The organism is Amylibacter sp. IMCC11727 (assembly GCF_029854195.1).
Taxonomy (GTDB): Bacteria; Pseudomonadota; Alphaproteobacteria; order Rhodobacterales; family Rhodobacteraceae; genus Amylibacter.
The window spans coordinates 1,532,689-1,557,654 of sequence record NZ_CP122960.1 but is presented as its reverse complement, the minus strand read 5'-3'; the positions used below and the strand labels follow the sequence as shown (position 1 = coordinate 1,557,654).

General features: G+C 53.9%; 19 protein-coding genes, 1 tRNA gene and 2 pseudogenes. 8 read left to right on the top strand and 14 right to left on the bottom strand.

The genetic code is table 11. The features are described from left to right. Positions 1-107: 107 nt before the first annotated feature. The gene (locus QBD29_RS07890; RefSeq protein ID WP_280100752.1) at positions 108-1,415 is read left to right on the top strand and encodes a mechanosensitive ion channel family protein; all 1,308 of its coding nucleotides are present in this window, start codon (positions 108-110) and stop codon (positions 1,413-1,415) included. Here the strand turns inward: QBD29_RS07890 and QBD29_RS07885 are convergent, their stop codons facing one another. After that, on the bottom strand, positions 1,416-2,591 hold the full coding sequence (locus tag QBD29_RS07885; RefSeq protein WP_280100751.1) for an NAD(P)/FAD-dependent oxidoreductase: 1,176 nt from the start codon (positions 2,589-2,591) through the stop codon (positions 1,416-1,418). A 97-nt stretch (positions 2,592-2,688) separates the two neighbouring features. On the opposite strand from QBD29_RS07885, the gene QBD29_RS07880 reads away from it, so the two are divergent. Further along, positions 2,689-2,763, top strand: a tRNA-Gln gene (locus QBD29_RS07880). Positions 2,764-3,277: 514 nt separating this feature from the next. Here the strand turns inward: QBD29_RS07880 and QBD29_RS07875 are convergent. From QBD29_RS07875 to istA, 3 genes and pseudogenes are all read right to left on the bottom strand, one after another. Continuing rightward, positions 3,278-3,445, bottom strand: a pseudogene (locus QBD29_RS07875) (DUF2924 domain-containing protein); the annotation flags it as partial. A gap of 512 nt (positions 3,446-3,957) precedes the next feature. Continuing rightward, the gene (gene istB, locus QBD29_RS07870; RefSeq protein WP_280099366.1) at positions 3,958-4,716 is read right to left on the bottom strand and encodes an IS21-like element helper ATPase IstB; all 759 of its coding nucleotides are present in this window, start codon (positions 4,714-4,716) and stop codon (positions 3,958-3,960) included. Then, positions 4,713-6,212, bottom strand: coding sequence for an IS21 family transposase (gene istA / locus QBD29_RS07865; RefSeq protein WP_280100939.1), 1,500 nt, complete (start codon positions 6,210-6,212; stop codon positions 4,713-4,715). The genes istB and istA overlap by 4 nt, the downstream gene beginning before the upstream one ends. A 115-nt stretch (positions 6,213-6,327) precedes the next feature. Between istA and QBD29_RS07860 the strand changes: the two are divergent. From QBD29_RS07860 to QBD29_RS07850, 3 genes and pseudogenes are all read left to right on the top strand, one after another. Next, a pseudogene (locus QBD29_RS07860) lies at positions 6,328-6,711 on the top strand (cupin domain-containing protein); the annotation flags it as partial. A gap of 227 nt (positions 6,712-6,938) precedes the next feature. Then, complete coding sequence (locus QBD29_RS07855) at positions 6,939-8,339, top strand: nucleotide sugar dehydrogenase (protein WP_280100750.1); 1,401 nt, start codon at positions 6,939-6,941, stop codon at positions 8,337-8,339. Between the two features lie 35 nt (positions 8,340-8,374). Then, positions 8,375-11,080 carry a type I secretion protein gene (locus tag QBD29_RS07850; protein WP_280100749.1) on the top strand — a complete coding sequence of 902 codons (2,706 nt, stop codon included), beginning with the start codon at positions 8,375-8,377 and terminating at the stop codon, positions 11,078-11,080. An 18-nt stretch (positions 11,081-11,098) separates the two neighbouring features. Here the strand turns inward: QBD29_RS07850 and QBD29_RS07845 are convergent, their stop codons facing one another. The 5 genes from QBD29_RS07845 to QBD29_RS07825 all read right to left on the bottom strand — a co-directional run bounded on the left by QBD29_RS07845 (position 11,099) and on the right by QBD29_RS07825 (position 15,519). After that, positions 11,099-11,713, bottom strand: a complete 615-nt coding sequence (locus tag QBD29_RS07845) for a response regulator transcription factor (protein WP_280100748.1) — start codon at positions 11,711-11,713, stop codon at positions 11,099-11,101. A 274-nt stretch (positions 11,714-11,987) separates the two neighbouring features. Continuing rightward, entirely contained in the window at positions 11,988-12,638 is a 651-nt protein-coding gene (locus QBD29_RS07840; protein WP_280100747.1) for a GntR family transcriptional regulator, read from the bottom strand. After that, entirely contained in the window at positions 12,635-12,952 is a 318-nt protein-coding gene (locus tag QBD29_RS07835; RefSeq protein WP_280100746.1) for a 2Fe-2S iron-sulfur cluster-binding protein, read from the bottom strand. The genes QBD29_RS07840 and QBD29_RS07835 overlap by 4 nt, the downstream gene beginning before the upstream one ends. 10 nt (positions 12,953-12,962) lie before the next feature. Then, positions 12,963-14,252: a glutamine synthetase family protein gene (locus QBD29_RS07830; RefSeq protein ID WP_280100745.1), complete on the bottom strand. Its 1,290-nt coding sequence runs from the start codon at positions 14,250-14,252 to the stop codon at positions 12,963-12,965. Between the two features lie 10 nt (positions 14,253-14,262). After that, complete coding sequence (locus QBD29_RS07825; RefSeq protein WP_280100744.1) at positions 14,263-15,519, bottom strand: cytochrome P450; 1,257 nt, start codon at positions 15,517-15,519, stop codon at positions 14,263-14,265. Positions 15,520-15,593: 74 nt separating this feature from the next. On the opposite strand from QBD29_RS07825, the gene QBD29_RS07820 reads away from it, so the two are divergent. Next, the gene (locus tag QBD29_RS07820; RefSeq protein ID WP_280100743.1) at positions 15,594-16,274 is read left to right on the top strand and encodes a type 1 glutamine amidotransferase; all 681 of its coding nucleotides are present in this window, start codon (positions 15,594-15,596) and stop codon (positions 16,272-16,274) included. A 349-nt stretch (positions 16,275-16,623) separates the two neighbouring features. Here QBD29_RS07820 and QBD29_RS07815 read toward each other — a convergent pair whose 3' ends face one another. Further along, positions 16,624-17,664: an aromatic ring-hydroxylating dioxygenase subunit alpha gene (locus QBD29_RS07815; protein ID WP_280100742.1), complete on the bottom strand. Its 1,041-nt coding sequence runs from the start codon at positions 17,662-17,664 to the stop codon at positions 16,624-16,626. 230 nt (positions 17,665-17,894) lie between these two features. Then, positions 17,895-19,019 (bottom strand): DSD1 family PLP-dependent enzyme, encoded by a 1,125-nt coding sequence (locus QBD29_RS07810; protein WP_280100741.1) that lies wholly within the window; start codon positions 19,017-19,019, stop codon positions 17,895-17,897. 296 nt (positions 19,020-19,315) lie between these two features. Here QBD29_RS07810 and QBD29_RS07805 point away from each other — a divergent pair, with 296 nt between their 5' ends. Together QBD29_RS07805 and QBD29_RS07800 are read left to right on the top strand one after the other, a co-directional pair. Then, entirely contained in the window at positions 19,316-20,959 is a 1,644-nt protein-coding gene (locus QBD29_RS07805) for an amidohydrolase (protein ID WP_280100740.1), read from the top strand. Positions 20,960-21,085: 126 nt separating this feature from the next. Beyond that, positions 21,086-22,117: an AbrB family transcriptional regulator gene (locus QBD29_RS07800; RefSeq protein ID WP_280100739.1), complete on the top strand. Its 1,032-nt coding sequence runs from the start codon at positions 21,086-21,088 to the stop codon at positions 22,115-22,117. Between the two features lie 25 nt (positions 22,118-22,142). Here QBD29_RS07800 and QBD29_RS07795 read toward each other — a convergent pair whose 3' ends face one another. The 3 genes from QBD29_RS07795 to QBD29_RS07785 are packed head-to-tail and all read right to left on the bottom strand — an operon-like array spanning position 22,143 to position 24,928. Then, positions 22,143-23,534 carry a (2Fe-2S)-binding protein gene (locus QBD29_RS07795; RefSeq protein WP_280100738.1) on the bottom strand — a complete coding sequence of 464 codons (1,392 nt, stop codon included), beginning with the start codon at positions 23,532-23,534 and terminating at the stop codon, positions 22,143-22,145. Next, complete coding sequence (locus QBD29_RS07790; RefSeq protein ID WP_280100737.1) at positions 23,527-23,844, bottom strand: (2Fe-2S)-binding protein; 318 nt, start codon at positions 23,842-23,844, stop codon at positions 23,527-23,529. The genes QBD29_RS07795 and QBD29_RS07790 overlap by 8 nt, the downstream gene beginning before the upstream one ends. Next, complete coding sequence (locus QBD29_RS07785; RefSeq protein WP_280100736.1) at positions 23,822-24,928, bottom strand: FAD-dependent oxidoreductase; 1,107 nt, start codon at positions 24,926-24,928, stop codon at positions 23,822-23,824. Before QBD29_RS07785 ends, QBD29_RS07790 begins: the two co-directional genes overlap by 23 nt. Between the last annotated feature and the right edge of the window lie 38 nt (positions 24,929-24,966).

Below are 24,966 nucleotides of genomic sequence, written 5' to 3'. Positions count from 1 at the left end.
CGCCCCTTGCCCCCAGGATATTTTGGCTCTGAAGAAACAGATGCGCGTTTGACTCTGCCCCCGCATTCGGGCGAGTTTGGCGCGTAATTTGATTTTTTGAGGCCACGATGCGTTTCTTTTTGATCCTGAGTTTGCTGTGCGTTTTCGCCCTACCTATGGCGGCGCAAACCGAAACGGACCAGCCCACCAGCAAAATATCTGTGGAAGATAGCGCCGAAAATGATGCGGCGATTGCGGTGCGTATTCGTGAGATTTTGGAAGAGCTGGAAGATTACAAAGATGTCACTGTAACCGTGAGCAATGGCATCGTTGTGCTGCGCGGGACCACATTGAATGCGGCTTCTATCCCCGAATTAGAAGGGTTGGTTGGCCGCGTCGAAGGTGTTGTTGCGGTGGAAAACCAAGTCACGGAAAGCACGGATTTGGTGGAGCGGCTCGATCCGTTGATGGATCGGTTTGTGGACCGAATGGCACGTATGATCGCCTATTTGCCGCTGTTGTTGGTGGCCTTTGCTGCTTTTGCATTGGTTGCGGCGTTTGGGTTCTTAATAACACGGTTCAAACAGCCTTGGGATCGTATCGCACCCAACATGTTTATTGCGGACATTTACCGCCAGATCTTGCGCCTTGGCTTTATCATCGCGGGTTTGGTTGTCGCGCTGGATATCCTGAACGCGACGGCGCTGCTATCGACCATTCTGGGGGCTGCGGGGATTATCGGTTTGGCCATTGGTTTTGCGGTGCGCGACACGGTGGAGAATTTTATCGCCTCTATCATGCTGTCCATTCGTCAGCCATTTCGCCCCAATGACAGCATTGAAATCAACGGGGATGAAGGCATGGTTATCCGCCTGACAAGCCGCGCGACGATCCTTTTGTCTTTTGATGGCAACCACATACGCATTCCTAATTCGACCGTGTTCAAAAGCCGTATCGTGAATTACACGCGCAATGCGGAGCGGCGGTTTCTGATTGATTTTGGAGTGGCAGGAGATACTGACCTAACGTCAGCGCGCGAAGTGGCCTTGAACGCGCTTAATGACCTCCCATTTGTGATTGACACGCCAGCAGCCAACGCATGGGTTCAGGGGTTAGGAGATAGCACCATTACCCTGCGTTGCGCGGGCTGGGTGAACCAGCGTGACACGTCATTGGCACTGGCCAAGGGGCAAGCAATTGAAGCGGTGAAATTGGCGCTGGAACAGGCTGGGGTAGAGATGCCAGAGCCCACGTATCGGTTGGCCACGCAGGGGGCGATCGAAACGAAATCGGTGAAAAAGAAGAAAAAGCCGAAGAAGGAAGCGGTTGTTTTGGAGGATGTGAAAGCGGATGAGGCGCTGGATCACATCATCGAAGAAGAGCGCAATGCGCTGAGCAACGAGGATTTGCTGACAGAGGCCGCACCTGAGGAATAATCAAACGGCTTGACCAGCGGCCCACCCTGATGACCAGGCCCATTGAAAATTGTAGCCGCCGAGCCAGCCTGTGACATCCACCACTTCGCCGATGAAAAACAAGCCAGGCACAGTTTTTGCCATCATGGTTTTCGCGTCGAGCGCGTTTGTATCAACGCCGCCGAGTGTGACCTCTGCCGTGCGGTAGCCTTCGGAACCGACAGGTTTGATCTGCCAGTCATGGACGCGGTCGTGCAGGGTTTGTAGGGCTTTGTCTGATTGATCCGCCAGATTGCCCTTGAGAGCCACATCCTGTGCGATCTGATCCGCAAGGCGGGCGGGGACAATTTGGGACAATGCTTTGGCAATGGAGCCACGCCCAGCGGTTTGGCGTTGGGATTTTAGCGTGGCGAATGTGTCTTGACCTGTGGCGAGGTTGACCCCGATCCCCTGCCCTTCGCGCCAATAGGACGAGATTTGCAGGATAGAGGGGCCAGACAGACCGCGATGGGTGAACAAGAGGCCTTCATCAAAGCTGGCATCTGTGTTGCGCACAGATGCTGTCACACTAATCCCTGAGAGGGGTTTGGTTTTTTCGAGGTCTTGTTCTGCGAATGTAAGGGGCACGAGCGCGGGGCGGGTTTCTATCAACGGCAGACCAAATTGTGTGGCGATGTGATAGCCCCAGCCAGTTGCGCCCATTTTGGGAATGGATTTGCCCCCTGTTGCAATCACAAGCGCATCTGCAGTGATCGAGCCGTTTGGCAGAGACAGTTGGAAGCGGTCGGATTTTTCGATGGTATCAACGCCCGTGTTCATGCGAATTTCAACGCCCGCCTGACGGGCCTCGGTCAATAACATGGTGATAATGTCTTTGGCGGAGGTATCGCAAAACAATTGGCCCAGTGTTTTTTCGTGATACGGGATGCCGTGTTGAGCCACCATGTCGATGAAATCATACTGCGTGTAGCGTTTTAGTGCGGATTTAGCGAAATGGGGGTTTTGCGACAAAAATCGATCTGGCTGAATGTCGAGGTTTGTAAAGTTGCAGCGGCCACCGCCCGAGATGCGGATTTTTTCGGCAGGCTTGGCCGAATGATCAAGCAGCAGAACACTGCGGCCGCGACGGCCCGATTCGATGGCGCACATCAAGCCAGCGGCCCCTGCCCCGATGATACAAACGTCCCAATGCTTCATAATTCGGGCATAGGGTTGGTTGGCTTTAATGACAACCGAATTTTGTGCTATTTTTGACTTGCAGCATCAGAAATGGATCGCTAAATACACCGTCAGTTGGGACGTGGCCTAATGGCAGGGCAACGCTTTTTGGTAGCGCAGATTGTAGGTTCGAATCCTACCGTCCCAGCCAAACACTTTCAGAAATCGAGATGGTGCTGAGTACACGCAAGTTAACTGCTTGTTATCAGAAGATTGTGCGAAGAATTTTATTGCTGAAACCGCAATGTGTCCCCTATTCCCTGCCTAATTACTGCAAATTCTCAGAACGCCATTTCGGCGGTCCATGGTACGTGTTTGACGATATTTAGAGAGTCGCGAAGAGCGCGCGTAGCTCTGTCCAATCCGACGGAATAGCGCAACGCATCGCCCAATCAGATGTGAAGCCAAGCGGATGTTTGCCCTCCATCACTTGTCGCAGAACGTCAGGCGCAAGGCATGCTAGGCCGATCATCTTTTGAATGCGGTTGGATGAGGTATTCTGAGATCGAGCAACCTGTTTGAACGTTTGGCCTTGTTTGACCAAGCCATACCTTGAGTCTGCTTTGGCAGTGTTTTGGATGAGGGCTTCATCAATTCCTTTGGGTGCATCCACTATTATTATTTTGGTTTCCACGCCACGTTTGCGCAGCGGATCTTGTTCATTATCAGCGCTCAGCCCCCGTATTCGTTAATCCGAAGAACCTAGGGCCTGACCAGTTCGTCCCTGTGATGTGTTCAGCGATGGCGGACAAAGACTTCCGGGGCTTCCCGTCCATAACAAAGCCATCGTTTACAACTTCCACTTGTTAGGTTCGCCCGTTCCAATCTCTGACCTGATGAGCTCCCGTAGTGGCCACCGTAGGAGTTGTTTCAGCCACAATTTTACCACCTGCTATCTGTTCAAGTTGGCGACGCAATGAAGCATTTGCTCTTGCCTGCCCATTAAGTTGCAAGACTCGGGGCAAAAGCAAAAAACAAAAACGATTGGCTAGGATGCATCCTATACGAAAGGACAAGACCTCTAATCAATTTCGAGGCTAACTGACCCTTTGCAAACCTGATTATGCAAAACACATCACTTAAATCTGAGCCAACAAATCGGTGTGAGGATTGATGATGTTGGCTCAATGTAGAAAGAAAAAATCAGGTTTTGGCTTGGTGGCGATGTGTTCTGTGCTCGTTGCGTGTCAAGGGCGGAGCAAAACTGGGCCAGTAGGGCGGCGTAAAAGTGAGCCATTCGGGGTGTAGTGAGAGGGCTGGGATTGGGCGTGCGCCCGGGAACCAGCGGCTCGTCACAAAGCAAGCGGGTTCCCGAGCGCATTGCCCCGTCAGGGGCAATTTCTTTTCAGGATTTTTTGGTGGTTTTCCGGCTCTGTGCGAGGCGGTAGCTTTCGCCATTCATCTCCAGGATGGAGACATGGTGGGTCAGTCTGTCGAGTAGCGCGCCGGTGAGGCGTTCTGAGCCGAAGGTCTCGGTCCATTCCTCAAAGGGCAGATTGCTGGTGATCAGGGTCGAGGATCGCTCATAGCGCTGCGAGATCAGCTCGAAGAGCAGTTCCGCGCCGGTTTTGCTGAGGGGCACGAAGCCCAGTTCGTCGATGATCAGCAGCTTTGGGGCCAACATCTGTTTTTGCAGACGCAGGAGGCGTTTCTCGTCGCGTGCTTCGATCAGTTCGTGCACGAGCGCGGCGGCGGTGATGAAGCGCACGGGCAATCCCTTTTGGCAGGCCGCCAGTCCAAGACCGAGGGCGACATGGGTTTTGCCCGTACCAGAGGGTCCCAGAGCAATGACATTCTCCCGGCGCTCGATCCAGCCGCAGCGGGCCAGGTCCAGCACCTGCACCTTGTTGAGAGCCGGGATTGCCTTGAAGTCGAAGCTGTCCAGGTTCTTCGGCGCGGGGAACTTTGCGGCTTTGATCCGGCGCTCCACCATGCGCCGCTCGCGGTCGATCAGTTCCTGTTCGATCAGGCGGAGCAAGAACTGGATATGATCCAACCCTTCGGCAGCGCATTGGCGAGCCACCTTCTCATACTCACGCAAAATGGTGGGCAGCTTGAGCTTCTTGAGGTGATGGCCCAGCAGGATATCGGGGGTATCGTTCATACCGCGCCCTCCGACAGGAGCGCCATGTAGCTGGACGGCTTGGTCGTCGAGACCTCCGCTCTCGGAAGATAGGGGTAGAGCGACAGATCAAGCCGGGCGGGTCGGCGCTCGACCTGACACAGTGCAAGATGTTTGATCGCATCAAAGGCTATGGCCCGCTTTTGCAACGCCACGCGTACCGCCGCGCACAGAACCGGAAGCTCAAAGCTTTCCAAGAGCCGCAGAACCTGAACAAACTCCCGCCGTCCCTGCCGGGCTTGGCGCGCTTCCATCAGGCGGCGCAGGGTTTGCAGTTCCTCTGGCATCTCCCAATTGGCCAGGGGCGCAGCTTGATCCAGCGCGCCGGGCTTGCGCTCCAACAGGGCAAAATAATGCACCGGGTTGAAGACCATTTGCTCGCGTTCATAGCAACGAGGATGGCGCGCGATGATCGCGCCGCCACAGCCGATCTCAACCACATCCACAAAGGCCCGGATCGTCACATCCCGGAAGCCGTAGGTGCTGGGCACCGAGTAGTCATTCGTCTTATAGCGCACCAGGGATTGTGAACTCACGCGACCGGTGGCCTTGGCACAGGCCTCATAGGGTGCGGATGGCAAGGACCGCATTGCCGCAAGGTCGCGTTGCAGCCGTTCGTCAATGGTCTCCGTGTGCCCATGCAGGATGGCCGACTGCCGCTTGCGGCATTGCTCTTCCAGCCACACGTTGAAGCTCTCGATGTCAGGGAACTCCGGCAGCGGCACCATCATGTTGCGCCGCGACCAGCCAACCAGGCCTTCCACATTCCCCTTGTCATTGCCCTTGCCCGGACGGCCGTAACGGTCGTCAAACAGGTAATGCGACAGCATCTCGGTGAACATCTGTGTCCGGCGACGGCGGCCATCCGCCTCGATCTTCGCAACCAGGCAGCTGTCATTGTCGTAAACCACCGACAGCGGCACCGCGCCGAAGAACGCAAAGGCATGAACGTGTCCGTCCATCCAAGCCTCCGACGTGGCCGCAGGATAGGCCCGGATGTAGCAGGCATCGCTATGGGGCAGATCAAAGGCAAAGAAGTGCAGCTTCTGCTCGACCCCGCCGATCACCGCAACCGCTTCGCCAAAATCAGCTTGACCATGACCCGGCGGGTGCGACAGCGGAATGAACATCTCACGCGAGACACGGCGGTGCGCGCGAACGTAGTCCTTCACCGTCGTATACCCGCCCGTGAACCCTTCTTCTTCGCGAAGACGCTCATGGATCCGCTTCACCGTATGGCGCTGCTTCTTCGGGCGATCCAGATCTTCAAGAAGCCACTGATCGATCTTGTCGGTGAAACCGTCAAGCTTGGGGCGCCGAATATCCTGAACGCGCTGATAGCCCGGCGGCACAGGATAGGCGCACATCTTCCTCACTGTGCCACGCGCCAAACCAAAATCCCGAGCAATCGAGCGCTGACTGCGCCCCTCATCAAAATGCGCGCGGCGCACCTGCAAATAGACTTCCACGGTGTAAATCCTCCAGCCCTCCCTGCTCAGACAGTTCAGGCAAAAAGTGGACGACTTTTTCGCCGCCCGCACCGCCACTTTGGCGGCGCTACCGTGGTCCAATATTGCGCCGCCCTTTACACGGCTCAAGGCAAAGCAGGCAAAACAGGCCGAGTGTTTCCCCAAGGATCATCGCCCTTGGGGATACTTCGAAACCCTGTCATTGGGCGAACGCTTTCAGGTTAAACGCATTGTCGTGAAACCAGGCGCGGCCCTTTCACTGCAATCTCATGTACATCGCTCCGAACATTGGATTGTGGTTGCAGGCTCGGCAAATGTGACAGTGGATGACAGTGTGAAACTGGTGTCCGAAAACCAGTCAGTCTACATCCCGCTTGGTGCAATTCACCGGCTGGAAAACCCAGGCAAAGTGGAATTGCACCTGATCGAAGTGCAAACCGGTGCCTATCTCGGAGAGGATGACATCGTGCGTTATGAAGACATCTACGCACGTGACAAAGCGGCATAAACCAAGGGGCACGCCCCGCAAATAACAAGCACTCTCACACCACCTTCAGCGGCGTCTTCGGGCGCCGCTTTTTTGCGGACAAACGCGGCCGATTCGCCCCCCAAACAAAAGCTATGCCAAAGGATAGTCGCACCATACCAACTTTACTCGCGCTATACGGTGGAGGGAAAGATAATTTGAAATCAAATAGTTAGAACACCTTCAGTCACCAGTGAAGGAACAAAGACATGCTCGACATTAACCCAAACTACATGCACTCAACCAACACCGCCATGCTGCGCGTTATCGAAGAAAAACCCTCCATCAGTGTGGTTGGTCTTGGCTATGTGGGGGCTGTATCAACGGCTTGCCTTTCGGCTCTTGGACATCGTGTCATTGGGGTCGATATTGATCCTTCAAAAGTGGATAGCATCGCCTCTGGCAAAGCACCGATCCACGAAAAAGACCTGGAACGACTGCTGGGTGATGGTGTTGAAAACGGTCTGGTCTTTGCCACAGACAACCTCGAACAGGCCGTGGTCGACACAGACATCACATTTGTTTCGGTCGGCACCCCAACAGCCGCGGACGGAGGGTGCGATCACAGCTACATCGACGCCGCCGCCCGCGCGATCGGTGCCGGCCTGAAACGCAAATCTGATTTCCATGTGGTCGTCATGCGGTGTTCCATTCCGCCAGGCGTAACCATGGGGTTCATGGCACCTATTATTGAAGAAGTCTCTGGTCTTAAGGCCGGTGCTGATTTTGGTGTGTGCTTCAACCCAGAATTTTTGCGCGAAGGCGTCGCCGTTGATGATTTTTATGCCCCGCCTAAAACAGTCATCGGTGCCAACGATGAACGCAGTGCCAATATCCTGACTCGTGTTTACGAAGCCGTGGACGAGGCCCCGATTGTCACCAGCATCGAAACCGCCGAGATGGTCAAATATGTGGATAACGTCTGGCACGCAACTAAGGTTTGTTTCGCCAACGAAGTGGGTCGCCTTTGCAAACCCTTGGGTGTTGACAGCCACGATGTCATGGATGTGTTCGTTCAGGACACCAAACTAAACCTATCCCCTTACTATCTGAAACCTGGCTTTGCGTTTGGCGGATCTTGCCTGCCCAAAGAAGTCCGCGCAGTGGCCCATATTGCCAAAGAACAAGGAGTGGATTTGCCAATGATCCAAAGTCTGGGTGTGTCCAACCAAAAGCACATTGAACGGGCCCTCGAAATGACCCGCAAAACAGGTGCAAAAAAGGTAGGTATTCTGGGCCTCGCGTTCAAACCAGGCACAGACGATCTTCGCGAAAGCCCGATCTTGGAAGTGATTGCCGCGCTGAATGAAGAAGGCGTTTCAGTGTCCATTCACGATCCAGCCATCACGCCACACACACCGCTGGAGGGTCAGTTGGCCTATGTGCGCCACGGCAGCCCTGGATTGCAGGCCCTTGCCAATGATCTGCCAAACATGATGCGCAGCGATGTTTCCGATGTTGTGGCCGAAGCAGACGCCCTGATCGTCACACACAACAACGACACCTACCGAAAAATGGTGCAAAACGCAGGGAACACCCCAGTGATTGATGTGGTGCGCATCCTCGAAACCCCAATTTCAAACACGCAATACAACGGAATCGGTTGGTAACTGATTCCTACCCCCCCCAACCTAAAGGAAAAAACATGTCCCAATATGAGGCACAAACCGTCTTGCTCGGCACACACGTGTCCGAGCAAATCGACGGCACCAACGACAATAATCTGGTCATCGGCTTGTCAGGTGATGATCAAATCACTACTCAAAACGGCGAGGATGTTGTTCACGGTGACTTCGTAAGTGACAACTTGCTGTCAGGCTCTGACATTGCAACCAGTTTCGCACAGTACGGTGAAACTGGCGCTTGGACGGTCACTGAAGAAGCGAACGGTCACACCAGTATGAGCCAGTCGGTTCAAACCCAAGCAGGAGAAGTATACTCCATTTCGTTTGATCTAGCGACGAACTATGGATCAGGTACCGTCAGCGGCGCTGTTGAGGTTCTTTGGAACGGCGAAGTGATTGGCAGTTTCGACACCAACAGCGCCACATTCAGCGCCGAAACTCTGACATTTGCAGGGATTGATGGCCTCGGAGAATTGACCTTCCGTTCCATCGATGCGCCAGAGCCTTCGGGTCCTGAAATCAACACAGATGGTCCGATTTTTTACTATGCCTCGCAAATGGAAATTGGCGGGACCACAGTCGAGGTTAGCGCGTTTGCAGAAGGCCAAGCCAACATCTATCAGGTTATGAACGGCACTTTGCAAGTGTTTGACCCAGCCACAGAAACATATTCCCAAGCGGGCGTTGATGCGACCGTGACGGTCAATGCTGTCGGCTATAACACACAAGACAATATGATTTACGGTATTGCTGTGCGTGACGGCGTCGACAGCCTCGGCAACCCAATTTCGCAATCCGATCTTGTGATGCTGGACGCCACAGGCGCCAGTTACCGCATTGGCGAAACCCCATACCGGTCATGGACTGGGGATTTTGATTCAGACGGAAACCTTTGGGCCTTCCATTCCAGTATGGATCGCATAACGATGATTGATGTCGACAACGTTGATGCCAATGACGTTGTGGCCACAAAGACGTTCAAGTTCCCAGCGAACATGATTACTGACCAACTTTGGGATGTTGCATTTGATCCTGCAACCCAGTGCTTTTCCGGCGTTACGCGCCCTTCTGCCGAAGGTGAACCAGGTCTGCTTTACACTATCGACATTTCTGGTGTGGAGTCTGGCGGTGAGCCCGTGTTCACCACCACACAGGTCATCGGCACGCTCATTGACGGTGTGATGCACGACGGTATGCCAGCGATCACTTTTGGTGCCGCCATTTATGATGCGGATGGCAATCTTTATGTGGCTGGAAACAGCGGTGATCATGACATGAATGATGCCACACCTTCGTCCGGTGGGATATACCGCGTGATCACGGATCCTCAGACAGGGGTGACTTATCTCGAATTGGTGGCCAGCAGCCCACGGTCTTCGTCAAATGACGGAACTGCGGATCCGCGGGCCATTGATCCCTTTGCCGATGTGGACACGGTTGCATCCGTCCTCATCAGACAACCCACGTTGACTGTGACACCCGATGGCGAAAACACCTACAACGATACCGTTGAAACGGGCGGAGGCTCAGATGAAATTTACGGTGGCTTGGGCGATGACGTAGTAGCGGGTCAAAGCGACAATGACCGAATTGTCGGCGGCACCGGCGACGACAGATTGTTTGGCGGCAACTCCGATCAAAACACGCCGGTAGTGAACGATTGGTACGACGAAGACGGTAATCGCTTCGATCATCTTGGCACCCTTATGCGAGCTGATGATGATGTGCTTTACGGTGGCCAAGGCAACGATGAGTTGCATGGGTCCGCTGGTCATGACGAGTTGTTTGGCGGTGTGGGTCAGGACAGTCTGAACGGTGGTTCGGGTTTTGATACTCTGAACGGCGGCCACGGTGATGATGTACTGGCAGGCGGATCGGAACGCGATGTATTGTATGGCGGCGAAGGCTCTGACGCGTTGATCGGTGGATCAGGCACTGACAGTCTTTTTGGTGGTGCAGATGCTGACGACCTTCGCGGTGGCTCCGAAAGTGACCTTCTGAACGGGGGGCTTGGCAATGACCTGTTGTATGGCGGTCTTGGCGATGATGAATTGATCGGCGATGCTGGCGATGATCTGCTCTATGGCAGCACTGGCAATGATACCCTGAACGCATCATCTGGTACCAATCAGCTATTTGGCGGAAGTGGCAATGATGATCTGACAGGCGGCAGTGGAGTTGATACGCTTGACGGTGGTTCAGGTTCGGACGAATTGTCAGGCGAAGCTGCACGCGACATCCTCAAGGGTGGTACTGGTGACGACTTCTTGTTCGGAGGCAGTGACAAAGACAAACTCTATGGTGGGTCTGGAGATGATCATATCTATGGCGGGTCTGGCAGTGACTACATCAACGCATCCAAAGGCGATGATTTGATTTATGCAGGTTCTGGCCGTGACAAGATCCTGATGGGCAGCGGCCATGACGCAGTTTACGGCGGCGCCGATTCAGATTGGTTTGTGTTCAACAGCGCAGACAGGGATGGCCGAGCTGATGTGATCCATGACTTCACCAGAGATGGCACCGAAAACGATCGGTTGGACTTCAGAAAGCTGTCTTTGATCGAACAGGACCAAACGGAAGCCGAGTGGATCGCCGATCATGTGATCCAGAACGCCGATCACAGTGTGACAATTGATATCGGAACACTGTCGGTCACTTTGATTGATCACAATGACTTGGGCACAGATTTTTACACTCAGGTCTGTGACGGTCTCCAATTGTAAATCTCGGGCGGAGGCAGGTTAGAAAAGACCTGCCTCTTTCGCTATCATCGCCGCGTGGGTACGGTTTTTGGCTTCCAATTTGCGGCACAGTGTTTTCACGTGCAATTTGATCGTAACTTCTTGCAAGTCCACTTCACGCGCAATTTCCTTATTCGATAGTCCGCGGGTAAGGCCATCCAGAACCTGCATTTCCCGTTCTGACAACACGTCCTGCAATGGGTGGCGCTGAACTTCATCTTCCTTGGTCATGAAATCCACTGGCGCGTATTTTTCCCCCATGGTCATGAATTTCACTGCGTTCACCAATGATGCCGCCGCCATAGTCTTGGGCAAGAAACCAGCAGCTCCTTGATCCAGTGCGTGTTGCGCTATCACTTTGTTAGCTGAACCAGAAATCAGCGCCACTGGCTTTGGTTTCACGCGTTCAATAATTTTATGCATGCCATCGAGACCGTTCATCCCAGGCATCTCGTAATCCAGCAAAATAAGATCAAACGCATCATGGGATCCAATCGCCCGTTCCACCTCTGTCAAATCTTTGGATTGAACAACCGTGAACCCGTCCTCATTCTCCAGAAACGCGGCGATGGTTTCGCGCACAAGCTCATGATCATCTGCCAATAATATCCGCACTGTTAACCTCATTTATCTATTTTGGGACAGGATATCATAAAATAGGTGTGCTGCACTAAAATTTCCAAACGCTTGTTTTTGGGTTAAAAATCTAAATCAGAGAAGTTTCAATTTTAATTAGTTAAAAGCAGGCCGTGACTCTATTTTCGCACCCGCATCGAGGGTCCGATTACCAAAGTGTTTGGTTGAGACGGCACAAACAATGACACCGTGTCTTATATACAATCTTATTTCGGTTAAGCGTCAAAGACTGTTTTCAGTTATTTTCACGTCTCTAGCTAAGCGCTGTCAGCAAATCCATTGCGGTGACGTGGCCAAATTGAACATGGGTTTGCATCGCGGCTTCAGCTTCGGCGCTTTGGCGGTCAAGAATCAGCTGTGCAATGTCGGCGTGTTCTTGTGCCGATGTCGCTATGGTGCCCTTGTACTGATAGCGCGCGCGGTAATAGGCCATCAGTTTACGGGCATTCGACTTGACTAGATCGGTTAGAAACGGATTGCCCGCAGCGTCAACGATCGCAGCATGAAACGTTAGATTCAGCTGATAATACCCGTTGGGATCACCGTCAGCTTTTGCATCAGAGTGGGCCTTACACGCTGCCACTGCGGCTTCTATCGCGTTGCCACTTGCGGCAGAAAGGCGCCGTGCCGCAAGCCCAGCTGCTTGCCCTTCAAGTCCTGCGTGAACTTCAAGAATGCCAAGAAATTCCTCAATCGTTGGTCTAAAAACATAGGCCCCTTTGCGGGGCTGGCGTTGAATCAGCCCGTGTGCTTCTAGCTTGATGAGGGCTTCACGCAGTGGCGTGCGCGAGATTCCAAGCGTTTCAATCAGCGCGTCTTCATCGATTAGATCACCAGGGTTCAGAGCCCCAGTGTCGATCTGATGCAAGATTGTTTCCGTCACTGATTTTTGCGGGTTATTCATTCAGGAACAGGCACGATGAGCTTTATCCCATCAAGGTCGGGCGACATTGTGATCTGGCAAGACAAGCGGCTGTTTTCGCCGCGTTCTGCCTCGGTTGTGTCCAGCATGGCATCTTCAAAATCGCCGACTTCACCGGCTTTTACGGCCCAGTCTGGGTCCACTATGATGTGGCAGGTTGCACAAGACAAACAGCCACCGCATTCGCCGACGACGTTTGGGATGTTATTGGCAACAGCCGCTTCCATCAGGTTCGTGCCTTCGGCAACTATTGCGGTTTTTGTGCTGCCATCGGGGAGGGTCCAAGTTACGTTCATGGGGCTGCCTTTAGATGTAGTGAATGTAAAAATCACGCAACGCGACATCGTCAAGATCAGCTGTCTTTTCGACCTCTGCCCGACGCATGAAGATCTGATTGTCTACGAGTGTTTCACCGACCGCAGCGCGCAGGGCTGTGTCTGCTTCAAGGTCTTCCATCGCAGCGTTCAAATCGGTTGCAACGCCTGTTGTGGCGTCAGTCACTTCAAACCCGTCACCCGTTTCGTGCGCGGGTAAGTCGTACCCATTTGTGAGGCCAAGCCGTGCGGCTTGTAAAACGGCAGCAACAGCTGTGTAGGGGTTAGCAGATGCATCAGCCATGCGGTGTTCAAGACGAGTTTTGGCGCCACCTTCTTCAGACACGCGCGTGGTCACGTTTCGGTGGTCGCCACCCCAGTTTTGCCAATACCCCGACAGGCTGGCAGGTTGCAGGCGCTTGTAAGAATTCGCGGTGGGGGCCAGCAATCCTGCAAGACCTTTGTGGTGATGCACCAGACCCGCGATACAGGCTTTGGCCAAGTCACTTAGATGATCGGGGCCGCTTTTGCCGTCTTTAGGCAAGGCGTTGTTGCCGTCCGCGTCTTGGAAGGAGAAATTGATGTGCATGCCCGATCCGCCAGCTTCGGCAATTGGTTTGGGCAAAAACGTCAGGATGATGCCAAAGCCCAATGCGATTTCACGGGCCATTTGGCGGAACAGTACTATGTCGTCCACGGCCTTTAGCGCGTTGTCGAACGTCAGCGTGTATTCAAACTGCGGCGCATCGTATTCCGCCGTAATCATGTCCAAGCGGAACCCGAGCTTTTCGGCGGCTTCCCAGATCGCATCATTGAAACCAAGCGGATCAGTGCCAGGGCCAGTGCCGTACACCATAGCGCCCGGTGCATCGTAAGGTACCAAATTGCCGTTCGCATCTTTTTGAAACGCAAATGCCTCAAGTTCGATCCCAATCATGGGCGTCAGGCCATCTTGAACCCATGCAGCGACCGCACGTTTTAATGCGCCACGTCCGCACATCGGTAGCGGCGTGCCATCCATGCCGTACAGATCGCCGATAACAATTTTGGTGCCGTCCTGCCAGCTGTCACGAATGTCATTCGCGTTCCAGCGCAGTTCCATATCGGGCAGCCCTTCCATCATCATTGAACCTGGCGACGGCAACAAATCCTTGTCGAAGTGGACACCGTAAGTCGAACGGCAAAAATTCGTTTCGTTGTTCCCAATTTTTGAAGCAGGCAAATATTTTCCACGGATCAGGCTAAGATGGTCGCAAAAAACTGCGCGCAGGCGATCGGTCATTTGGTTTTCCTTACGTAAGTTGGACTGTGACTGGCAGGTTTTTGATCCCGCCCACGAAATTGGACCGCAAAAACTTTGCTTTTCCAGCCGGTTCGATAGATTTGATGCGCTTGGCAAGTTCTTGAAACAAAATGCGCACTTCGAGGCGCGCAAGCCACATGCCGAGACAAACATGGGGACCACCTTGTCCAAACGCCAGATGCTTGTTCGGTGTTCGCGCAAGATCTACGCGAAACGGATCATCGAACGCGGCTTCGTCACGGTTGGCAGAGATAAACCAATAGACAACCTTGTCGCCTGCTTTGATTGTCTTTCCGTGCATGTTGAAATCACGGGTCGCGGTGCGTCGGAAATACGAGGCAGGCGACGCCCAACGGATGATTTCATCGGGTGCCGTATCAAGAACCGAACCCTCTTTGATTTGTCCCAAAAGTTCGGGCTGTTGGCAAAGTGCGTGAATGCCAGCGGCGAGCGAATAGCGCGTTGTGTCATTGCCTGCGGCAACGAGCAGACAGAAGAAGTTCTTGAACTCACGCTCGTTGATGCATTTCCCATCAGGCCCGGGCTGGCGCATCATGTGTAAAATGCCGCTGGTATCACCAGCCGCCGCTTTGCGTTCCATCAAGGTGTCTGCGTATTCATACAGTTCGGCGCCTGCGGGGGAGTTGAACGGCATCAGGCGGTATTCATCTGTTTCAAGCTTATCCATCACGTGATCGGTGAAATCGGGGTCCGTGTTGGCCATGAGAGCGTCACCCTTGTCGACAAGCCACGACAGGTCTTCTTCGGGTGTCCCTAGAATACGGCCCAACATCCGCATGGGCAATTCGCGTGCGATCATTTTGGTGGCGTCAAACGTGCCCGCCTGAAGCGCGCTGTCTAAGATATCAGCGCAAAGGTTGCGGATATCATCCTCGAAGCCTGAGATAACTTGTTTGGAGAACGCTTTGGCAACTTTGACCCGCGTGGACATATGTTCGGGTGGGTCGGTTTCCTGGAACGTGCGGCGCGCCATATATTCTTCTTGTGATTGGTCTTCGATCCGAATTCCCTGCGCTGATGACAGCAAGTCGCTTTGGCGATTCAACTCAAGAATATCAGCGTGGCGCGTTACGGACCAAAACCCCTTGCCGCCATCCCATTCCGTCCAATGCATCGGGTCATCGCGCCGCAGACGCGCAAACGTGTTGTGCGGCGCGCCGTTGGTGAATGCGTCGTGGTCGGTCAGGTCTGCGTGCCCGTCATCAGTGGGAATCCAAATCGTCATGTCTGCCGCACCATATAGTTGCTATGCTTATAAATATATTTATAGAGTATCGCAAATGTGTAAAGGAATTTCTCATGCACCTCGCCATCTTGATGACAAATACCGACGAAACACCTTTCGCTGACGATCATCCGCGAGACGGCGAAAAATTCCAGATATTGCTCAACGAAGCCCGCCCAGACTGGACGTTTGAGATTTTCACGGTGAAGGACGGCGTTTTCCCAAACGACATCAGTGGCTTTGATGGCTTTATTATCACAGGCAGCCCTGCGTCAGTGCGCGACGGCGACGGTTGGATTGATCAGCTGGCGGAATTGATTCGCGATATCGCCGCGAAAAAGAAACCAATGTACGGCGCGTGTTTTGGCCATCAGGCGATTGCTGCAGCCTTGGGTGGGACGATTGGCTACAATCCTGGCGGTTGGGTGTTGGGAACTGTGGAGACCACAATTAATGCAGACACATCTTTACTGATCTATGGGGCGCACAAAGAACAGGTGATGACCTTGCCAAAAGGGGCGGAGGTCTCCGCGACAACGCCAGGTTGCCCTATCGCGGGGTTCACGATTGGAGGCCATGTCTTAACCACACAGTACCATCCCGAAATGACAGATGGTTTCATTGCGGCCTTGGTTGATGAAATGGAAAAAGACATGCCACGCGACATCATTGATAGAGCCCGCGCATCGCTTGTGCGCCGCGCTGATCGCCATGAAGCAACGCAGCAGATCGTTACATTTTTCGAACGCAATTGAATGAGATAAGCCAGTGACAAGACACAGGTTGAAATACTGTCGCATGCCAAAGTACGCGTCACCTATTTGTTTTCTCAGCAAGGCTGCAATGAATGGGATCGTTCGGGCGCTGAACTGAATGAAGCAGAAAGCATAGCGGCGTTTTGTGACGCGTGTGCACAGCCAACTCCTTTTTCAGAGACTGAATTGATGGCGTGTTCGCCATGCTTAACTGTGTGTTTTCAGTGCGTTGTGTGGTGTGCGTTGAGCGCCTGCACGACAATGGGCAGGCGCAATTCCAGTGTATGCTCTCTGTGATGTTCGAAATTGGCAGTGCGGCACCAAGAGCAAATCTGATCCGAGGGAACGCTTATTCGGCCATTTGTTGATCGACTTGTTGTTCTTCGTTGATCATGGCCTGCAATTGACGCCGAAAGCGAAGTTGGCCGCCGTCGATAGGCAAATCAATGTGAGGCGTGCGCTTTTCTGTCATGCCTTTTTGCACTTCGTTCAGAACGGCGCGATCTTCTTCAAAGGCGTGCTGAACGTCTTCGGTCATCATTTTGGACAAGGCTTCATCATCTGGGCGTATATTGCGCAGCTGGAACCAATAGTACCGCGTTTGGCCTTCGTTGGTGGGCGTCATAAAGTTGTAGCTGTCCATAATGAAGGTCTTTTCGTGCAGTGGTCCTTCGGGGCCGCCCGTCCCTGCTGGGGTAAAGACTGCTTTGATCAGCGCGTGGGAAGGATAGCGCACTTCGTAGTGTTGGAGCCGATCACAGTTGCCTTCAAATTCGACAATTTTTTTGTAAAACGGAGCAGGCTCATGATCCATCATCCAACGATGGACGATGATGCCTTCGTCAGTTTTTGAAATGCGCAGCGGTGTGTCTTTGGTGGCGTCTGCGGCAAAGCTGCTTTGGTGGACCCAAGCAACGTGGGTTGGGTCCAAAAGATTGTCACACATGAGCAAATAATTGCAATTCAGCTCCATCGCGTCACCGCGATTGATGCCCCATTCGGGATTGTCGAAGTTTTCAATTTCGAAAATCTCAGACGGGTCGGCCAGCGCTGGATTGCCCATCCAAATCCAGACGAGACCGTATTTTTCATGCAGCGGATAAGCGTGCACCTTGGCATTTGACGGGATGCGCCCATTGCCAGGGGACCAAACACATTGACCCGCGCAATCAAACGTCAGCCCGTGGTAGCCACATTCCACCGTGTCCCCTTTGATGCGACCTTTGGATAGCGGCAGTTTGCGATGGGGACAGGCGTCTTCGAGCCCGACCAATTCGCCTTCTTCTGTTCGAAAAACGCAGATTTTTTCACCCAAAACAACGATTTGCTGCAAATCGCGGGTGATTTCATGGTCCCAAGCGGCAACATACCATGCGTTTTTCAGAAACATTGTGAGTATCCTTAGGTAAACTTCCAGCTTTAGGAATTCTTATCGCAGATTTTTAACCTATTAAACTCAAAACATGTGTCCACCTTGAGCTTTCAAAGCGGTCTTGGGATGTTTTAAGCGCCGTACCGAACACATGCTACGCTTTCGAGTTGGTCGCCTGAGATTTCCAATGTTTGGTCCATTCTAATGCGGTTTGGGAATGATTTTCATGATTGCAGTTTGGTGTACCCTTACCAGCCGCCAAACCGATGCCAAGTTTGCAGCGCCCCCCCATCGGCGGGAACAACGGAATATCTGTCGTGCTGGGCCGCTGTTGCGCAGGCGTGGTTGGGCAGGATGCGCAAAAGTGTGCCAACAGGAAGGTCCGGCATGGGTTTGTCGGACTGAGGCCGAAGCGAAAGAATACCATGTTCCTGATTGGCGCTGCTGACAATCAAATCCGGTATCACCTGCCCTTGGGCATAACAGACAATGCCATACCCTTGATCCACGTCTTGATGCGCCGTGCCCCGATCCCGCGAGGTTGCCATCCAGCCAGCATCCACCATCACCCAACCCTTGGCAGGCTGATGCCCAATAACGGTGGTTAAGACGCTAAGCGCGATATCGTCGATCTGGCAGACATCAATACCCGCCATAACAAGATCGAAGAACATATAAACGCCTGCGCGCAATTCGGTCACCCCTGTCAGATCCTGCGCGGCGTGGGCCGTGGGCGTGGAGCCAACGCTGACAACTGGACAAGGCAATCCTGCAGCCCGCAGGTTTTCTGCGGCGCGTACTGTTGCACTGCGTTCCAGTTCGGCAAATTTGGCATGGGCATCATTGCCGCGTACCGTATAGCTTTCGCCTGCATGGGTCATGACACCGCGCAAGACGCCTTTGGCCGCCAAGATGTTGCCTATGTCGATCAATGTTGGATCATCACAAAGCACTCCGCCACGATGACCATCGCAGTCGATTTCGATCAATGCAGGGACACCCGCATCCGCAACCGCAGTGGCTTGGGCAGTATTGTCTAGGATCACCACGAGGTCACAGCCCTGCGCTCGCAATGCCTGTACACGGGGCAATTTTTGCGGGGCGATACCCACGGCATATAAGATATCGGTGTGTCCTGCGCGATGAAACGTTTCGGCCTCGGCCAAGGTGGACACAGTGATGGGGCCGTTAATGCCCCCTGTGAGCTGTTTTGCGATTTCCACAGATTTGGCGGTTTTAAGATGAGGCCGCAGTGTGACGCCCAAGTTAGTGGCATGTGCGTTGAGACGGTTGATGTTACGCTCCATCTTGGCAGCATCTAGCACAAGGGCGGGTGTGGTCAGTGTTTCAAAACCGTTTTGAGGGCGAAGCATGCGCGTTCCTTGTCGTTGCTGGTGCGGTGTGAACTTGCGGACATGGACGTGTTTTAAAATCCACATGCGGAATAATAAAGCGGCTTGTGGACGTAAGGCGCGGGTTGGGTAAGGGATTCATATAAACCAGTGGGATGAACTGACGCGCAGTGCGAACTGGCGCGTGCGCTGTTCTCAAATTCAGCCCCAGCGTCAAAGTACATACAGAACAGTTAAAACTGTTTTACGAAACACGCGCGGCAGCTTAGCCTGCCTTAACCTGCTTTGAATTGACGTCTTTAAATGAGAGTTACCCCATGACTGACACAACAATTTATTCCGCCCGTAAGATTATCACGATGAACCCGAGCCGCCCAACCGCGAGCCATGTTGCGGTTCGGGATGGGAAAATCCTGGCTGTTGGTGATCTGGCTGAATTGGAAACATGGGGGAATTATCGGCTGGATGAGACCTTTGCAGATAAAATCCTGATGCCTGGATTGGTGGAAGGCCACGCCCACAAAGCCGAGGGAACGTTTTGGCGGCATGTGTATTGCGGTTATTTTGATCGCACGGATCCAAGTGGCAAAACATGGGCTGGTGCGCAGACAATGGATGTTGTCTTGGACCGCCTCAAAGAGGCCGATGCCAAACTAGATGATCCAGAAGCCCCTTTGTTTGGCTGGTCACTTGATCCGATTTATATGGACAATGTGCGCGTTACGCGGGCTGATCTGGATCGGGTTTCAACCACGCGGCCCATTGGGGTTTTACATGCGTCAGGCCATATCATGAACGCAAATACCCGTGCGTTAGAACTGGGCGGTTATTTAAAGACAGGGCTAAATCATCCTGGCATTCCGTTGGGGGACGATGGGTTGCCAACGGGTGAATTGTTCAGCCCAGAGGTGATGACTCCCGTTGCGGCGCTGGTTGGGTATGATCGCACCAAAGCGGACGGCGATGAAGACGGATTGTGGGATTTTGCGAGACTGTGTGTGCGCACTGGGGTGACGACCGTTACGGATTTGGCGGCCCGTCTGGAACCCGATGGGGTTGCGGCGATGCTTAGGGTCACGAACGACGATAAATTCCCCGCCTGTGTTGTTCCGTTAAAAGCGTTTATGGGGGCCACAGCGAAGGACACCGTGGCCCGCGCGGTGGAACTGCGTGATATGTCATCTGATCGGTTGCGGTTGGGGCGTATCAAAGCGTTTGCCGATGGCTCGATCCAAGGGTTTTCAGCGCGGATGCGTTGGCCAGGGTATCACAACGGTGCACCAAACGGGCTGTGGTATACCGCGCCAGAGCAGTTGGCGGAGCTGTATCGACTGGCTTTAGCGGCGGATATTCAGGTGCATACGCATACCAATGGCGATGAAGCCACCGAAATGGTGCTGGATACGATTGCCCCTGCCCTGAGAGACACCCCACACCCTGATCATCGCTTTACCTTGCAACACTGCCAATTGGCAGATGCAGCACAGTTTCGGCGCATGAACACGCTGGGCATGTGCGTGAACCTGTTTGCCAATCACCATTTTTATTGGGGAGATGAACATTACCGTCTGACTGTGGGACCAGAACGCGCCATGCGCATGAACGCGTGTCGCACCGCGCTCAATTCCAATGTTCCTATGTCGATCCATTCAGACGCGCCAATCACCCCGCTTGGTCCGTTGTTTACCGCATGGTGTGCGGTCAATCGGAGAACCGCATCGGGTCGGGTCCAAGGGGACCATGAAAAGATTGATGTCAACGAGGCGCTCTATGCCATTACAATCGGCGCGGCTTACACCTTGCATATGGATCATGAGGTCGGGTCGATTGAAGTGGGTAAAAACGCCGATTTTGCGGTGTTGGAAGATGATCCCACCGAAATTGGCGGTGAGAACCTGAAAGATGTTCGCGTATGGGGAACGGTTCAGGGCGGACGCGTTTTTTGTGCGGCTGACCTGTAAGGGTCACATCGGTTGCCGCTGAACACGACCGACTGTTTGTGCGCTGCATATTTGGCTTGGGTGCGCCTTGTTTCCTTTTGCCAGCACGCCTATCGAAGATGGGATGGATCAATCGGGAAATTTGTGATGGCGCGATATCACTTGGCAACCTTTGTTATTGGTTTGGTTGGTGCGTTGGTTTTCCTATTCGTTAACGCGCCTTTGCCTTGGCTATTCGGGCCGATGGTGTCGTGTCTGATTGCGGCGTTGCTTGGTGTTCAACTGCGTGCGGTAAAGCCCTTAAACGAGGCGATGCGCACCATTCTGGGCGTTGCAGTTGGGGCAACAGTGACGGTTGCGTTTTTGCAGGACATAGTCGGGCTGTGGTCGACGCTTATTTTGGTCCCGATGATGGTTTTTCTGATTGGATTGATTGGCGTGCCCTATTTCCAGCGCCTTTGGGGCTATGACTGGGCCACGAGTTATTACGCCGCCATGCCAGGTGGGTTGCAGGATATGCTGACGTTTGGCGAAGAAGCGGGTGGAAATGTTCGTGCCATGTCATTGATCCATGCAACGCGGGTGTTGGTAATCATCATCGCCCTGCCTGTTCTGCTGCGGGTGGTGTGGCAGGCGGATTTATCCAAGCCACCCGGGGCTGCGGCTGGGTCTATCCCGATTGATCAGGTTGGGATCATGATTGTGTGTGGGCTGGTGGGGTGGCAGGTCGCAAAACGGGTCGGCATGTTTGGGGCATCTATTCTGGGTCCGCTGGTTTTGACGGCCATGGCCGCGTTGAGCGGTGTTTTGGATCACCGTCCCCCGGCCGAAGCTGTGTGGATGGCACAGTTTTTCATCGCCATCACCATTGGTGTTAAATACGTTAACATTACGGGTGCGGAAATCCGCAAAGATGTGCTGGCAGGCCTTGGGTTTTGCGTCATCTTAATCATTCTGACGCTGATTTTTGTGGAATTTGTCCATTATTTTGACCTCGCACCACCGATGGAGAGCGTTTTGGCCTTAGCACCCGGTGGGCAAGCGGAGTTGGTGGTTTTGGCACTGATCGTTGGGGCGGATATGACCTTTGTTGTGGCCCATCACCTGCTGCGGATTTTTGTGGTGATCCTTGGTGCACCGATTTTTTCACGACTCTTTAAGCCACATCAGACGGATTGATCGAAACCGAGGAAAAGGGCGCGGTTTAGCTGGATTGATCTGGCCCTGCAGCCATTGCGGCGAGTTCACCAAGGGTGACGGGTTTAATTGGCGTGCGAGCTCTGGGTGGGGCGATAGGATCGGCGTTCGGACCTGCGCTGGCGATTAAGATACCGCGGACGGTGGCATCGCACATGCGTCCTTGGCAGGGGCCCATCCCCGTGCGCAATGACGTTTTGATTTGGCGGTGGCCCGTCACGCCTTCATCAATACCTTGGCGGATTTCACCTGCAGTTTTTTCTTCGCAACGGCAGACGATGGTTTCATCTGGCGGAGAAAGGACCTCGGCTGGGGGGGCGTAGGCCGCATCCAAAAAGGGGCGGATCGCGCGCGCACGAAACAACGTAGCGCGCGCAGATGTGGCTTTTTGCGTACGGGCATCGGCGCTGAGTCGACCGTGTTTGTGCAGAATGTTCAAAGCCGCAAGCTGTCCTGCGGCAGCGGCCGCCTGCGCGCCGCCGATACCTGCGCCATCCCCTGCAACATGTAGGCCAGACACGTTGGTTTCCCCCCAGATATCCGTGGTTGGTTCAAACGCAACTTGAGCCGCATTCCAACGGTGCGTTACGCCTGTGGATCGACTTATATGGGTAGACGGAATGACCCCTTGGTGTGTCAAAACGAGGTCGGTGTTTAGGGTTTTGTTGCGGCCTTTGTGTGTGAATGAGAACGCGATTGATCCATCGGTATTGGCCGCTGCGTTGAACCCTGACGCGGATTTGTATCGTGGCACGCCTGCGCGTTGAATTTTGCGGATCAATCCGAGCCCTTTGATCATGATGGAAAGGCCAAACACTGCGCGTGGCAGATGTGGGATGGCGTTGAGCATCATGCGCGGGGTTTGCGTTTCAACCAAGGCTTTGGGCGGGGTTCCTGCGTCGATCATCTGGGCCGCGATCAGATACAACAGCGGGCCGGAGCCCGCCAGAACCGCATCTTTTGGCAACATACCTGCGGTTTTCATCAGGATTTGCGCCGCCCCTGCGGGCATCACGCCTGGCAAGGTCCAGCCCGGAAATGGCAGGGGGCGTTCTTGTGCGCCCCCTGCCAAAAAAACGTGCGGAGTAGATGTGATATGACTGATCCCGTTTTGGGACCAAACCACACGATGCCCCTGTTCCAGTCGCCAAACAGTTGCCCCAAAATGGGTTGTGATCTTGGGATGATCCAATCCATCCACCATATGCGCGCCCGCAGAATAGTCTTTGCCAAGCCAAGCGTGCTTCGATCGATTTTCACCGACATTACGATAGATTTGCCCCCCAGCACGCGGTTGTTCATCAAGAACGACCACCGACAGCCCCCCTTGGGCGGCAGTTTGTGCGGCGGCCATACCAGCGGGTCCAGCGCCAATGATAACAAGATCACATTCAGACATCGTTGGACCCTTCTAGGGGGCGCAACCCAATCTGGCGGGTCACACGCATTCCGTCGCGCACGGTGACCATGCAGGCCTGCGTGTTAGGCACGCCATCAACGTTCACCATGCAATCAAAACATACGCCCATCATGCAGAACGCCGTGCGCCCTGCCCCGTTGACCGTTTGGCGGCTGGCCGTTCCCGATTGCGCCAGCAAAGCGGCGGCCAGTGATATGCCCTGTTTTGCCGTGACGATTTCGCCATCAAGGGTGAATTGCACAGTTTGCCTATCGTCGGGCAGAACATTAAAGCGCGAAGCGATGTTCATCGAATGGCTCCAGATTGGGGGCAGAGGATGTTTCGTCGATCCAATCGACCAAGCGTGATGCGTGCATGGACGCAAGCGTTACGCCGCTGTGACAGGTGATAAGATAGGCACCAGGGTGCTGTGTCGATTGGGCATAAACGGGGTATCCATCGGGTGACATCACACGCAGCGCGCCCCACGCGCGGATCACACGAACAGATGCCAAGGCGGGAAACACATCAACCGCATGGCGGGCCAAACCTGCCATAACATCCAGTGTTTCACTGTCATCCATGCCCGCGTCCGCTTTGGTTCCGCCGATTTGGACTCCGCCTTCGTCCACTTGCCGAACGGTGCTGGAAATAAAAGGCAAGCGTTCACCGAGTTTTTCTGTGATTAGCAATTCACCCCGTTGTGGGCGGATTTTTGTGCGAAAGCCCAGATCGCTGGCAAGGGTCATTGCTCCTAACCCCGCACAAAGCAATACTTTGTCCGCGCCCAACTTATCATCGTTCGTCAAAGTAAGATCAAACCCACCTTGCTGGTGCGCCGCAATCTTGGCCACATGCGCATCAGAGGTGATCTGCCCGCCAAGTTTGGTGACTGCCACGCGCAAGGCGCGCAAGAACCGCAGTGGGTTCACATGACCATCCATACGGGAAAACGTGGCCCCAACCACATTTGGACCAATTCCAGACATTTGGCTGCGCAGATCATCACCATCCAAGACTTCGTGGCTGAAACGTTCGCCCACATGGGCCTGTTGTGTGTTCAGCATCGCAGAGAATTCGTCCATTTCACGCTGATCGGTGAAAAATTCGAACCCGCCGGATTGATCAAGCGCCACATCCAGACCTGAAAGCTCTTTCAGAGTTTTGGAAAAGGCGGGCCAAGCGGCCAATGCGTCGACTGTCCAATTTGCGTATGGGGCAAAATCCCAACCTTTGCCCTGTCCCCAGACCAGACCGAAATTGCCTTGGGAGGCGCGCGCATCGCTGTCGGCACCATCAAGAACGCGCACACGATGGCCCGCTTGGAGCAAGCCCAGTGCAACGGACAGGCCTACGACCCCACCGCCGATGATTGTGATTTCGGGCTGACCCATAATGATGCGATTCCTTTGCGAAGAGTTTCGCAAACTCT